The sequence below is a fragment of the Niallia sp. M35 genome (genome assembly GCF_050971705.1).
GTDB classification, from domain to species: domain Bacteria; phylum Bacillota; class Bacilli; order Bacillales; family Cytobacillaceae; genus Niallia; species Niallia circulans_A.
This window is the reverse complement of record NZ_JBPCEP010000002.1, coordinates 169604-182842: the sequence shown is the minus strand read 5'-3', so window position 1 is coordinate 182842 and position 13239 is coordinate 169604. Positions and strand designations below refer to the sequence as shown.

The window sequence follows — 13239 nt, the reverse complement described above, 5'->3', positions numbered from 1 at the left end:
ATTTATTCTTTATAGCCATTCGGATTTGCTTGGAACCAGTTCCATGCACTTCCTATCATTGTCTCCAGTGAAGTGTACTGTGGATTCCACCCTAACTCTACTTGCGCTTTCTCTGATGAAGCAACTAATCGCGCCGGATCCCCTGCTCTTCTTGGAGCAATTTCTGCTGGAATAGGATGCCCCGTTACCTTTCTCGCTGTCTCAATTACTTCTTTCACCGTGAAACCTGTTCCACTCCCTAGATTGTAAATACCGCTTGTTTCTTCTTTCTGCAATTTTTTTAAAGCAAGGATATGAGCATTAGCCAAATCGGTGACATGAATATAATCTCTAATACATGACCCATCATGTGTCTCATAATCATCACCAAAAATACTAATTACTTCTCTCTTTCCTAACGCTACTTGCAGTATAATGGGAATTAAATGCGTTTCTGGAAAATGATCTTCCCCTAATCTCCCATCTATATGCGCACCTGCTACATTAAAATAACGAAGAGCTACATAATGAATCCCATATGCTGCTTCACACCACTTTAGCATTTTTTCGATGGCTAGTTTGGTTTCTCCATAGGGATTCGTTGGAATCGTGTCATCACTCTCCTGAATCGGAAAATTCTTTGCCTCTCCATAAGTTGCTGCAGTTGACGAGAAAACAATTCTCTTCACATCATTTGCGTGCATCACTTTCAATAAAGTCATCGCACCGTTTACATTATTATCATAGTATTTCAACGGATTTGTTACACTTTCACCTACTAAAGAGTCAGCAGCGAAATGGACTACCGCTTCAATCGTATGATTCTTAAAGACCTCTTCTAAGAAGCTTTCATTCCGTAAATCGCCAATATAAAGGGTTGCTTCCGCTCTTACAGCAGCTTTATGCCCAGTTTGAAGATTATCAACAACAATTACTTCTTCACCTAGGTCTAATAATTCAGAAACCATATGACTTCCGATATAACCGGCACCACCACATACTAATATCGCCATATTTTCTCTCTCCTTTTTATTTTACTGTTACTATTCAACAATTTCCTTGGCTCCATCTCCAACTTGAACAACATAAAAGTCTGCCTTCAATCCTGTTTGCTCCTCATATTTCGCTCCGACCGTCTCGATAAAAGAATCAATATGCTCATTGTTGACAATACTGATCGTACAACCGCCAAAGCCTGCTCCCGTCATACGAGATCCAATAACCCCTGCTTGTTCCCAAGCAGCTTCCACTAATGCGTCTAATTCCTTTCCGGTCACTTCATAATCATCACGTAAGGAGATATGTGATGCATTCATTAATTGTCCAAATCCTGCAATATCTCCTGCTTGAAGTTTTTTTACAGCTTCTATTGTTCGAGCATTTTCATACACAGCATGCTTTGCTCTCATTCTATCGACATCTTGCTTAATCAAATGAGCATGCGAATCGAATTCCTCTGGCGTTAATTCACCTAATGATCGAATCTCTAATTCTCCCTGCAAGTCTCTTAATGCTCTTTCACACTCTCCTCGTCTCTCATTATATTTAGAATCCGCTAGCCCTCTGCGTTTATTTGTATTGGCAATAATTAAAGAAGCTGCATCTAAATCTAGTGGGCTGTACACATAGTCAAGTGTGTCGCAATCTAGTAATATAGCATGTTTTTCTTTGCCCATTCCGATTGCAAATTGATCCATAATTCCACAGCTCACACCAATATATTCATTTTCTGCTTTTTGACACATTTTTACTAAGCTGACTTGATCAATTGCAAAGGAATACAACTCATTTAACATAATGGCTGTCACTACTTCAATGGATGCAGACGAAGATAAGCCAGCACCATTGGGAATTTCTCCTTCATATAAAACATCGAATCCAGCATCGAGCTGATATCCATATTGCGCAAGCGTTACTATTACTCCCTTTGGATAATTCGCCCAATCATCTGCTTGATTAAAGGATAGATCGTCTAAAGAAACATTAATAATACCTAAATCCGCAAAATTTGTAGAATAAAATTGAATCACTCGATCTGATCTTTTTCTTACAAGTGCTGTCGTACCAATAGATAAGGCACAAGGAAAAACATGTCCTCCATTATAATCAGTATGTTCACCTATTAAATTCACACGTCCTGGTGCAAAAAAAGTACGGATGCTTGTTTCTGTTTCATTAAAAATATTTGTAAAAGTTGCAAATAGATTTTTTGCCATTTCTATCTCTCCTTTTTTATGAACATTTATGCTTACTCATATTTCTAGACTTCCATTAAACCGTTTACAATTTTATTTTATGCTTCAAACCTTTCTCTCTCAATGGTAAAATAAGAAAGGGAAAAGGGTAATAATTTGCTAATAAATTTCAAATTTTTATGCCAAACACTTAATTTCTATCTATTACTCCTATCTTATCCAAGGCAAGTATCTACCAATGCCAGCTCTACTAAGAAAGGAGCATTCTATTGTCCAAAAAAGATAATAATGTATTTGCTTACAGATTTACGGAAAAAATTACAAAAGAGGTAGCCCAAATTTGGTCAATCGGATGGGAAAATCAAACCTCCCATCTATATAATTGGAAAGGAAAAAAGCGTAAAGAGGATAGTATGTATGTTTTTCAATATACCATATCTGGAATTGGTGCTATTGAACTTGGAGGTAAAAATCATAAATTGACAGCTGGAAAGGCATTTTTAATTGATATTTCAGAGGAATACAGATACTATCTGCCTCCAACTAGTGAGCATTGGGAATTTATTTTTATTACACTATATGGTGAAACGGTAAAAAAATGCTGGCGTTCTTTTACGGAAAACGAGCAGCCAATTATTCAATTAGCTTCGGACTCGAGACCCATTCAGCACCTTCTGCATATTTATCAGCTAGCAAAAGATAAACAGATAAATAACGCTTTTTATGCTTCAAGTCTCGCCTATTCCTTTATCATGGAATTGTATCAATATAAGAAGAACATAGGAGACATTCAGCTTCCTGAAAGTATACTAAATGCGACATTATTTGCTCAAAATCACTATCATAAACCAATCGGACCAGATGATATGGCAGAGGCTGCTGCGCTTTCCCGCTTCCACTTCACTCGTTTATTCAAAAAGGTACTTGGAATTACACCGATTCAATATTTAACGAATATCCGTATCATAAAGGGAGCAGAGTTATTATATCAAACCAAATATTCTATTGAAGACATTTCAGTCCAAGTAGGTTTTGCGAATGCCAACTATTTTACAAAAGTATTTCGGAAATCTACTGGTATTACTCCTGGAGAATTTCGAAAGAAGAATATTCGGCCAAGCGAGGATATTCTTCTTTAATGCTTATTTTTCATCAAACATTTCCAAGCTGAACATTCCTTTTTCATAAATAAAGTTCAGCTTTTTCCCTGGTGTAAGCATATTTTCCAAAATATCTTTCGAGGCTTGAAGGGCAATAGACATTCTAATTAACTGTTCTTGATCCTCTTCTTGCCATGAACCTGCTTGTATACTCAACGCTTCCAGTTGCAGTTGAAAATGGAGAATTTGATTATAAATAGCCTCATAAGTCGTTTCAATCTCGTTATTCATTCAAAAAACTCCTTCCCCATAAGATAGATTAAGTTTAGCATATTTTTGCTTTATTTTTATGCTAACCAGGGCAAAAATTTACAGCTATCTGAGAAATCAACAATTATTTTATCTTTTGAGGAAGAATAATGGGAAATTAATTTAAAATAATGAATGAAAACAGTTTCAAAATCATTTTGTTTCCTTTAAAATATAATTAAAGAAATTTTTTTCTGCGAATTTATATTTTTATGAAATATTTTTTAGACTTTTTATTAAAGGAGTTTTTAATATGCAATTATCATCCCTATATTTAGGTGTAGACATTGGTACAACGAGTACAAAATCTGTCTTATTTGCTGAAGCTGGCAAAGTATTAAGCATGCATCATGTCGAATATCCGCTGCATAGCCCTGCACCAGCCATCGCAGAGCAAGATCCAGAGCAAATTTTTCAGGCTGTAATGGAAACAATGAAAACAGCTATTAAAAAAGCGAACGTGGATACTAGTAAAATAAAATTAGTTTCCTTTAGTTCAGCAATGCACAGTGTTATTGCATTAGATGAAAAGGGGAAACCAATAACACGTTGTATTACTTGGGCTGACAGCCGTTCTTCCTCTTGGGCAAAAAAAATCAAAGAAGAATATAATGGCTTGGAAATATACCGCAGAACAGGAACGCCAATTCACCCTATGACTCCTTTATCAAAATTAACTTGGCTAAGAAATGATCAACCAGATATTTTTACAAAGGCAGCTAAATTTATTGGCATTAAAGAATATATTTTCTATCGCTTATTTAACGAATTTGTGATCGATTACTCAATTGCTTCTGCAACAGGAATGTTTAATCTTGAACACTTAAATTGGGATCAAGAAGCTTTAAAAGTTGCCGGCGTAACATCTGAGCAGTTGGCAAGACCCGTTCCGACGACCCATTATTTAACAGGACTGAAGGATAACTATGCAGCGGAACTTGGAATTCCTGCTGAAACTCCATTTGTGGTTGGCGCAAGTGATGGCGTACTATCTAATCTTGGGGTAAATGCTATTGACCCTGGAGTTGTCGCTGTGACAATCGGTACAAGCGGGGCGATTCGTACTGTAACCGATAAACCAGTAACCGATCCTAAAGGAAGAATCTTTTGTTATTGCTTAACAGAAGATCACTGGGTAGTTGGTGGCCCTGTAAATAATGGCGGCATGACATTCCGCTGGGTTCGTGATGAATTAGCTTCCTCGGAAGTGGAAACGGCAAAGAGACTCGGAATTGATCCTTATGAAGTTTTAACAAAAATTGCTTCTAGAGTTACACCTGGTGCGGACGGTTTATTATTCCATCCATATCTTGCTGGGGAACGAGCGCCTTTATGGAATGCCAATGCAAGAGGCTCCTTCTTTGGACTAGGTTTACATCATAAAAAAGAACATATGGTGAGAGCTGTATTAGAAGGAGTTATCTTAAATCTTTATACGGTGATGTTAGCCTTACAAGAAGTGATTGGAGCACCAAAGCAAATTCAAGCAACAGGTGGCTTTGCTCGTTCTGAACTATGGAGACAAATGATGGCAGACATTTTTGATCAAGAAGTAGTCGTTCCAGAAAGCTTTGAAAGCTCTTGTCTTGGTGCCATCGTTTTAGGTATGTATGCACTCGGAGAAATTGATGATTTTTCGATTATGAAACAATTAGTCGGTAGTACACATTCCCATCAGCCAATTCAAGAGAATGTTGATATCTATCAAGATTTAACCGCTATTTATATCCGTATTTCTCGAGCTTTAGAAAAAGAATATGATGCCATAGCATCTTTTCAGAATAAATGGGTTAAATAAGCACCACAAACATCTTAAGAAAATTACCTGCATATAAAGTAACTCAGTCGAACGAATTCAAACCCAAACAATTTTACGGTGATACCAATATATCGTATAATTGTTTGGGTTTTTTATGCTTTTTAAGAAAGAAGGTTTGTGGATCATCCACAGTCTGTAGTGTAACGAATTGGGCCGCGCTACTAAATTAAAGATTTTGTCTTTCCACCTTTTATTAGTTAGCCTGCTTATTGCTATGACCCTGTTTCTTTATTGGAAAGTTCGACCCAGAAAGGATAAAGTCCAAGAACGATTAGGATAAAACTTATTAGAATAACTACAAAGACAAAGGAAGGTCCAAAGAGAAGATTGCTAAGCAGCGTAAATGTGATTATTAAAATAGTTGCCATAAACGTTATCCCTCTTGTTCGAGAGGTAACATATTGCTTTTCCCTGCAATGTGGACAAATCAGTTTATTATCTAATGTAAAAGAGCTTTTTAAAGTTTGCTTCCAAGTCCATTTTTGATCACAATTCTGACAAGTTCTCATGTATTTCCGCCTCCTTTTTCTGTATTCTTACCATAGTTAAGAAACCATTCCGATACATTAATATTATTTTATCAAAAAAATCCTTCAGCATTACTTCTACCTGCTAAAGGATTTTCTTGTCATTCTATTTTGATTCTACACTATGCCCACCAAACTCATTTCGTAAGGAAGCAACCACTTTTCCAGAGAAGGTATCTTCCTCTAACGAACGATAACGCATCATTAAAGATAAGGCTGTAACTGGCATAGCAGTTTGTAAATCTAGGGCTGTTTCTAGCGTCCATTTGCCTTCACCAGAGGAATGCATTACTCCTTTGATTCCTTCCAGTTTTGAATCCTTAGAAAAGGCATTTTGTGCTAATTCCATTAACCACGAACGAATAACAGAGCCATTATTCCAAACCTTTGCAACTCCTTCATTATCAAAATCATACTCACTTTTCTCTAACAATTCAAATCCTTCTGCAATGGATTGCATCATGCCATACTCAATTCCATTATGAACCATTTTCAGAAAATGGCCGCTTCCAGACACGCCGGTATACGTATAACCATTTTCCACACATAAATCTTTAAATAATCCTTCTACCTTATCAAATATTCCTTTATTGCCGCCAATCATCATACAGGCACCATGTCGAGCTCCATCTACTCCGCCGCTTGTGCCAACATCTAGATAGAAGATTCCTAACTCTTGTAAATCTAATCCTCTTCTCTTGGAATCTTTATAATGGGAATTCCCACCATCGATAATAATATCCCCTGCTTCCACATATTTCTTTACTTCACGCAAGACATTTTCCGTTACTTCTCCTGCTGGCACCATTAGCCAAATTACTCTTGGAGCTGGCAAATTTCTTACTAATTTTTCAATTGTATTAACTCCTGTTACATTTTTATTAGAAATTTCTTTTACAGCGCTTTCATTTATATCAAAAGCTGTTACACTATACTTATGGTCCACCATATTTAAAGCCAAGTTAAAACCCATTTTTCCTAAACCTATAAGACCGATGTTCATTCGTTATCTCTCCTTTTGAAAAAATATTTCTTTCTATATACTATTATATAGAAATTTTTTTCGAAAATATACCCCCTTGAAAATATTTTTTGAAAAAAATTATTTTAATAAGAAATTTTTTTTCAAGAGACTAATTGTGTTATACTACAACTATATTAATTTGGAAAGGATAGAAGTCAATGGCGCAAAATTGTCTTGGGAAAATTCGTTCCTATTACGCTAGACTGAGTGAAAAAGAAAAAAAAATCGCTGATTATATTCTTGAGAATCCAGAAAAAATCATTCATTCCACCATTAACGAATTAGCAGAGGATCTAGGAGTAGCAGATGCTACTGTTTTTCGTTTCTGTAAACGAATTGGATTTAAAGGCTATCAAGCAATGAAAATAGCATTGGCCTCAGAAGTAATTGAACCTATTCAGCAAATACATGAAGAGATTAATGAAAATGACAGTGTAAAAACCGTTACTGAAAAAGTATTTAAGTCGAATGTACGTACACTAGAAAATACATTAGAAATATTAAATGGTCATTCGATTCAAAAAGCAGTGGAATTTCTCTTACAGGCAAATCGGGTTGAATTCTATGGTACAGGTGGTTCAGCAGTTATCGCTATGGATGCTTTTCATAAATTTGTCCGAACTGGAATTAAAGCGTTTTCATTCGTTGACTCTCATTTTCAACTAATGTCCTCTTCTCAGCTTTCAGAGAAGGATGTAGCTGTAATTATTTCACATTCTGGCACTAATAAAGATACTATTAACATAATGAAAACAGCAAAAAACAATGGTGCCAAAACAATCGGTATCACTGGGTATCCTAAATCACCAATCGGCCAGAATACAGATGTAGCACTGTTCACAAGCTCTGAGGAAACAGAATATCGTTCGGAAGCTTTATCATCAAGAATTGGCCAGCTTAGTTTAATAGATGCATTGTATGTCAATGTAATGATTTTAAATAAAAATGTTGCTAATCAATCATTAGAAAGAATTAGGAATGCCATTTCTGATACACGAATCTAACGGAAGAAAAACAATATTCCCTACTTCAGAGTTTCAGCAAACGCAAAAAAGGAAGTTAATTATGATTGTTCTTACCATCACTAACTTCCTTTTTATATAAATACACTATAATAGCTCCATATTAATAAAGGGAGTATCATAATCAAGCTGCCCTATAATTTTTTTAAAGTTCAGCTTTTCTCCCTTTAAGAAAGATTCTAAATCGATGATAACAGGCATTCGATCACTCCCAAGCGCAAACCACGCTTTTCTTTCATTAGGTAAATATGCTGCGGTGTGCAGTGTTCCAGACCAAGCATTATACTTATTTGAAAATATCTCTTTATCTCTGTCATTCAATATTCGAAAGGCCTCATACACATTTGAATGATTTCCCTGCTGCTTTTCGATATTCTGCTTTCTTTGTATAGATTCATCCATCTGATAGCGGTTTTCTTCTTTTAATATTTCAAAGTGATTCGTACTAATATTAGATTTTCTGGCAATGACAGATCGTGGAGTTGCTTCTACAACATACGCCTCTCCACTTGGATCTAATAACACATAACTAAAGGATGTTCGGTGTGGTATTTCTTTTAATAAATCAATGGCCTCTTCTACATTTGCACATGTCTCTAAAATCATTCGACCAATCATATTACAAATAAAACCATCCCCTGAACCAACTCGATTAATAAAGTTATAACCCATTGCGAGACCTTTTTCATTTATCCCATCTATTCTTCCTGTTATTTGCATAGATGGACCGATTACTGCATATCCAGTATCAGTTGGCTGATAGATCATATAGCGACCCTCATAGGAACCTGGATGACTATCATAGTTTCTAATTAAATACTGGGAGCCTGCTAAAATAGAGCATCCACTTCTTCCATACTCTACATAATGGCCGCCAAATTCTCGTAATGCATCCTCTATTCTCCACTGAAGAGCGTCAGCTAATCCAGTGATTTCTGCTAGCATTCCAGGAATAAATTTATTTAGGAGTTGGATAGATTCTTTTTCATTTATGGTAAAATAGCGTTTTCGCTTAGATGTCCAGTGCTTTATGCGATTAGGGAGAATGGGTGAATCCTTTAATAATTCTCCCTGCATGTATCCAAAATCATAATGACTTCCGCGAAACTGGATGAAATCACTATATACTTGTTTCATTAACATTTCCCCTTTAATTGCTTCCCTATGGAGAGTTGAAGAATACTCTATTTCAGTAAAAGGAAAACTTCTAGCAGTTCAACTGAATAATTGAACCATTCGAGTTTTACAGACGTCAACCTTCCGCGCATTCACCTAAAAAGGTGAGAGCTTTACTGTACATGAAGCAAGGGGGAATGACAAATAAATTGCTCGTGTAAATTTTTCTAACTAACTTAGATCTGACCAATCACTTACCGTTCCAATAAACTGGTTACCATTAAACGATTAACTAAAGTACATATCATATAAGAAGGAATAATCCCTCTTGCCTTTTATTAACTTATACAACTGTCTATTAAACAATTAAATCTAAAATCAAGACGCCTGCAAATGCAATGAATGATAATATCGTTTCTAATACTGTCCATGTTTTGAAGGTTTCTTCGACTGTTAGTCCTAAATATTCTTTTACCATCCAGAACCCAGCATCATTTACATGGGAGAACATTAAGGAACCAGCACCGGTTGCAATCACTAATAGTTCCACATTTACGCCAGACATTCCTGCGATTATTGGTGACACTATCCCTGCTGCTGTTGTTAAGGCTACTGTTGCAGAACCAGTTGCTATCCGAATCAATCCTGCAATCATAAAAGCTAATACAAGTGGGGATAATGATAAGCTCTCTGACATTGATCCAATTGTATCGCCTACTCCACTAGCAATTAACACTTGTTTAAATGCACCGCCAGCACCGATAATTAGTAAAATAGAACCGACCGGCAAGAAACAATCTTCTGTAAACTTTTTGATACTCTCTTTGTCCATTCCTTGACGCATACCGAGGAAATAAAAAGCGAAAAATACAGCAATTAATAAAGATAATAACGGGCTGCCAAGAAAGATAAGTACATTTCTTACGCCTTGTGAGAAAATCGTTAAGTAAGGGGCAGCGGTTCCAATGATCATTAAAATGACAGGTAATAAGATAGATAGGAAAGACACGCCTATACTTGGCAATTTATCTTCTGCTATTGGCTCTGCCGTAATAAGTGTTGACTCTCCTTTAGGAAAAACACGGCTATTGATCCACTTTGCAAATAAAGGTCCCCCGAGAATCCCTGCTGGTACTGCAATAATCAAGGAGTATAATAAGACCGTACCTAAATTAGCATCAAAAATACCAATAGCAGCAATTGCTCCAGGATGTGGCGGAACAAGTCCGTGTACAATGGATAATCCAGCAATACCAGGTAAGGCAATCAATAAAATATTTTTCTTTGTTGCCTTTTGAATGGAAATAACAAGCGGTAATAATATTAAAATACCAACCTCAAAAAATACCGGAATTCCAATTATAAACCCCGAAAAAAACATAGCCCAAGGTAATTTCTTTTCTCCAAAAACGTTTACAAAATAATTTGCAATTCTTAAGCCTGCACCTGATTCAGAAAGCATTTTTCCTAAAATTGTACCTAGTGCCAATATACCAACTAAGTGACCTAATACGCCACCTACTCCTGTTTCATAAGCGCTTACAATCTTATCAAAAGATAGTCCTGAAAAAACAGCTAAAAATAAACTCGCCACTGTTAAACTGATAAAAGCATGCCACTTAAAAAGGGAAACTCCAACAATAACAATGACAATGGAAAGTAATGCAATAATCAATAAATAGGCATCCATATTATTACCACCTTTTCTTTTACGTTTGAAAGTGTTTTCATTTAATAGAATTATTATACGAAAAAATATTTCTTTTATCAAGTTACAAACAAAGAAAATTTTTTATTCATTATATTAAAGAAAAAATATAGTTTAATCATACAGACTTAAGATAAAACCCCATTTTTTAGAAATATAAATTTGAGTAAAGTATATGTATTAACCTCCTTGAATCAGAGGGTGCTTTCTGTAGGACTAACGTTGATTCCACAGGGAGTCTCCTCCTCCTCCTCAAGAATCGCATGAAAAGGAAATTCTAGTTCTCCAATCTATTTAGCGACAAAATTATAATTGTATCCATCTTTTTTTGAAAAATTTAACTAAATGTAAAACTATTTCCCCTTCTATTACGTCTATATAAATGATGAAGCATTACCTTTTATTTCAAGTAAGGAGTTAACAACATGAAACGCTTAAAATGGAGAAATATTTTTATACTTTTTATTTGCCTCACTCTTTTAGTATTTATTTTCAAGTTTTTCGATAGTGAAAAAAAGCAGGCTGCTGAACCCTCAGAAAAACAGCCAGAGGTCAAAATACAATATGATCAAAATTATAAGACAATTGAAATAAACTCATATACTAAAGATGAAAAGCATGGAGGCTACTGGACCAGCTATCCAATCCTTCCAGATGAAGAAATTACTGCTGCCCTGAAAAAATATATTACAAACAAAATTACCGAATATGACAAACATATTCAAAAAGCAAATGTTCCAGACACGCAGGAAACTTCCTTACATATTTCCTACACGATTACGCATTACAGCAAGCAAACAATCTCGATTCTTTTTGAGACGTTTGAATATACTGCAGGACCTAAAGGGAATTTGACAACAGAAAGTTTAACATTTGATTTACAGACACATAAACAGCTTTCATTAAAAGACATTTTCCAAGAAAAAAGCAATTATTTATCTCTCCTTTCAAAAATCAGTTATGGAGAATTAATAAAGGATAAAGACCTGGCAACAGACAAAGCGTTAGTAAAACAAGGAACTGCACCACATGAAGGTAACTTTCAAAACTTTGCGGTTCTAAATGATTCTATTCTTTTTTATTTTCCTCCTAACCAAATTGCGGCGGAAAAACTAGGTGTTCAAGAACTTGCCATCAAAAAAGAGATTTTACAAGATAAATTACTAGCAATCTATCAAGAGGAAGAGAAAAATAAAAATTTACTTGCAGAAGCAAAACCGAAAAAATTGGTCACCGAATTACCTGAAGTAGCAAAAATTGATCCATCCAAAAAAGTTATTGCATTAACATTCGATGACGGTCCAAGTAATAAACCAACAAAAAAAATTCTCAAAGCATTAAAGAAATATAATGGCCATGCTACGTTTTTTGTTCTTGGTGAGCGTGTTCAATATTATCCAAACGTCCTTCGGCAAGCTATTGAGAATGGGCATGAAATAGGGAATCATTCATGGAATCATCCCCTTCTCACTAAAATGAATACCAAGAAAGCCTTAAAGGAATTTCAAGATACGGATAATTTAATCAAAAAGGTAACAGGAGTGGAACCAACTCTCATTCGTCCGCCTTATGGAGCTATCCAGCTTGAACTAAAAAAAGAACTAGATAAAGAGATTGTGCTTTGGAACATTGATCCAGAAGATTGGAAACATCCATCGAAAAAGAAAATTGTTGATAAAGTTATGAAAGCAGCGAGTGATGAAAGCATTATCCTAATGCATGATATATATGAAAAAAGCGCTGATGCAGCAGTGGAAATTATTGAAAAATTAACAAAAGAAGGATATCAACTTGTGACTATTTCTCAATTAAGGGCAGTACAGGAGGAGAGAAATAGTAATTAAAAATGTAATAGATTTTTTGTATGTATCATAATAAATCTTTTTAAGCACCGAAATTGCTGGTGCTTTTTTTCTTTATAACTATGAAACAACCATCTATTTATCAAACTTCACATAAGATAAATCAAATATAAAGGAGGCAAACATATGCAGCCAACTATTATCACTGGGCTAGATGGCGTAATTTATCAAAACTTCCCCCAGCCGACATATGGAGCATGGAACCAACAACTTCTTGGAAAGGATAACTCTTATTACTACTTGATTGGTGGACAAATGTATTATATCGCTCCAAGGCCACAAGGAACTCAAGCTTATTACCCTTACTTAGGTCCAAATGTACCGTTAAATAGAGGACCATGGTATTGATATTTTCCGCATCTACCAAGTGCTTACTCGCTTTCTTCTCGAAAAATGCTGTTTATTATGTATTTGGTTAGCAGGACTATTCAAATTAATAAAATTTTGAAGTACGTTTACAAAGAAAAAAAGCTTCTCTACTGAGAAGCTTTCAGACTGTCGACAAACTCCTAATTCAGTAATTAGGAGTTTGTCTTAGTTTATACATATACATTCTTTTAAATAAGAGTTGATTTCCG

The 13239-nt window shown here is 35.4% G+C and carries 12 protein-coding genes; 5 read left to right on the top strand and 7 right to left on the bottom strand.

Translation table 11 applies throughout. From position 1 onward, the window contains the following. Positions 1-2: 2 nt before the first annotated feature. On the bottom strand, positions 3-992 hold the full coding sequence (gene galE / locus NiCM35_RS02975) for a UDP-glucose 4-epimerase GalE (RefSeq protein WP_095329963.1): 990 nt from the start codon (positions 990-992) through the stop codon (positions 3-5). A 30-nt stretch (positions 993-1022) separates the two neighbouring features. Further along, positions 1023-2195, bottom strand: coding sequence for a galactokinase (locus NiCM35_RS02970; protein ID WP_123257268.1), 1173 nt, complete (start codon positions 2193-2195; stop codon positions 1023-1025). A 248-nt stretch (positions 2196-2443) separates the two neighbouring features. Here NiCM35_RS02970 and NiCM35_RS02965 point away from each other — a divergent pair, with 248 nt between their 5' ends. Further along, positions 2444-3313, top strand: a complete 870-nt coding sequence (locus tag NiCM35_RS02965) for an AraC family transcriptional regulator (RefSeq protein WP_095329965.1) — start codon at positions 2444-2446, stop codon at positions 3311-3313. Between the two features lie 3 nt (positions 3314-3316). On the opposite strand, the gene NiCM35_RS02960 is transcribed toward NiCM35_RS02965, so the two are convergent. Beyond that, positions 3317-3565, bottom strand: a complete 249-nt coding sequence (locus NiCM35_RS02960) for a hypothetical protein (protein WP_095329966.1) — start codon at positions 3563-3565, stop codon at positions 3317-3319. A 271-nt stretch (positions 3566-3836) separates the two neighbouring features. Here NiCM35_RS02960 and gntK point away from each other — a divergent pair, with 271 nt between their 5' ends. Further along, positions 3837-5381: a gluconokinase gene (gene gntK, locus NiCM35_RS02955; protein WP_123257267.1), complete on the top strand. Its 1545-nt coding sequence runs from the start codon at positions 3837-3839 to the stop codon at positions 5379-5381. Between the two features lie 233 nt (positions 5382-5614). Here gntK and NiCM35_RS02950 read toward each other — a convergent pair whose 3' ends face one another. Both NiCM35_RS02950 and gnd read right to left on the bottom strand, forming a co-directional pair. Continuing rightward, complete coding sequence (locus NiCM35_RS02950) at positions 5615-5911, bottom strand: TIGR04104 family putative zinc finger protein (protein ID WP_095329968.1); 297 nt, start codon at positions 5909-5911, stop codon at positions 5615-5617. A 124-nt stretch (positions 5912-6035) separates the two neighbouring features. Then, the gene (gnd, locus tag NiCM35_RS02945) at positions 6036-6932 is read right to left on the bottom strand and encodes a phosphogluconate dehydrogenase (NAD(+)-dependent, decarboxylating) (RefSeq protein WP_095329969.1); all 897 of its coding nucleotides are present in this window, start codon (positions 6930-6932) and stop codon (positions 6036-6038) included. A gap of 179 nt (positions 6933-7111) precedes the next feature. Here gnd and NiCM35_RS02940 point away from each other — a divergent pair, with 179 nt between their 5' ends. Continuing rightward, the gene (locus NiCM35_RS02940) at positions 7112-7957 is read left to right on the top strand and encodes a MurR/RpiR family transcriptional regulator (RefSeq protein ID WP_095329970.1); all 846 of its coding nucleotides are present in this window, start codon (positions 7112-7114) and stop codon (positions 7955-7957) included. A gap of 105 nt (positions 7958-8062) precedes the next feature. On the opposite strand, the gene NiCM35_RS02935 is transcribed toward NiCM35_RS02940, so the two are convergent. Further along, on the bottom strand, positions 8063-9112 hold the full coding sequence (locus tag NiCM35_RS02935; RefSeq protein WP_095329971.1) for a C45 family autoproteolytic acyltransferase/hydrolase: 1050 nt from the start codon (positions 9110-9112) through the stop codon (positions 8063-8065). A gap of 337 nt (positions 9113-9449) precedes the next feature. Next, entirely contained in the window at positions 9450-10781 is a 1332-nt protein-coding gene (locus NiCM35_RS02930; protein WP_095329972.1) for a GntT/GntP/DsdX family permease, read from the bottom strand. A 443-nt stretch (positions 10782-11224) separates the two neighbouring features. Here NiCM35_RS02930 and NiCM35_RS02925 point away from each other — a divergent pair, with 443 nt between their 5' ends. Together NiCM35_RS02925 and NiCM35_RS02920 are read left to right on the top strand one after the other, a co-directional pair. Beyond that, positions 11225-12643, top strand: coding sequence for a polysaccharide deacetylase family protein (locus NiCM35_RS02925; protein WP_095329973.1), 1419 nt, complete (start codon positions 11225-11227; stop codon positions 12641-12643). A gap of 144 nt (positions 12644-12787) precedes the next feature. Then, the gene (locus NiCM35_RS02920) at positions 12788-13009 is read left to right on the top strand and encodes a hypothetical protein (protein WP_095329974.1); all 222 of its coding nucleotides are present in this window, start codon (positions 12788-12790) and stop codon (positions 13007-13009) included. Positions 13010-13239 lie beyond the last annotated feature (230 nt).

Excerpts from the sequence above, each read along its gene's own strand:
- galE (WP_095329963.1), bottom strand. The coding sequence starts at position 992 with ATGGCGATATTAGTATGTGGTGGTGCCGGTTATATCGGAAGTCATATG.
- NiCM35_RS02970 (WP_123257268.1), bottom strand. The coding sequence starts at position 2,195 with ATGGCAAAAAATCTATTTGCAACTTTTACAAATATTTTTAATGAAACA.
- NiCM35_RS02960 (WP_095329966.1), bottom strand. The coding sequence starts at position 3,565 with ATGAATAACGAGATTGAAACGACTTATGAGGCTATTTATAATCAAATT.
- gntK (WP_123257267.1), top strand. The coding sequence starts at position 3,837 with ATGCAATTATCATCCCTATATTTAGGTGTAGACATTGGTACAACGAGT.
- NiCM35_RS02950 (WP_095329968.1), bottom strand. The coding sequence starts at position 5,911 with ATGAGAACTTGTCAGAATTGTGATCAAAAATGGACTTGGAAGCAAACT.
- gnd (WP_095329969.1), bottom strand. The coding sequence starts at position 6,932 with ATGAACATCGGTCTTATAGGTTTAGGAAAAATGGGTTTTAACTTGGCT.
- NiCM35_RS02940 (WP_095329970.1), top strand. The coding sequence starts at position 7,112 with ATGGCGCAAAATTGTCTTGGGAAAATTCGTTCCTATTACGCTAGACTG.
- NiCM35_RS02935 (WP_095329971.1), bottom strand. The coding sequence starts at position 9,112 with ATGAAACAAGTATATAGTGATTTCATCCAGTTTCGCGGAAGTCATTAT.
- NiCM35_RS02930 (WP_095329972.1), bottom strand. The coding sequence starts at position 10,781 with ATGGATGCCTATTTATTGATTATTGCATTACTTTCCATTGTCATTGTT.
- NiCM35_RS02925 (WP_095329973.1), top strand. The coding sequence starts at position 11,225 with ATGAAACGCTTAAAATGGAGAAATATTTTTATACTTTTTATTTGCCTC.
- NiCM35_RS02920 (WP_095329974.1), top strand. The coding sequence starts at position 12,788 with ATGCAGCCAACTATTATCACTGGGCTAGATGGCGTAATTTATCAAAAC.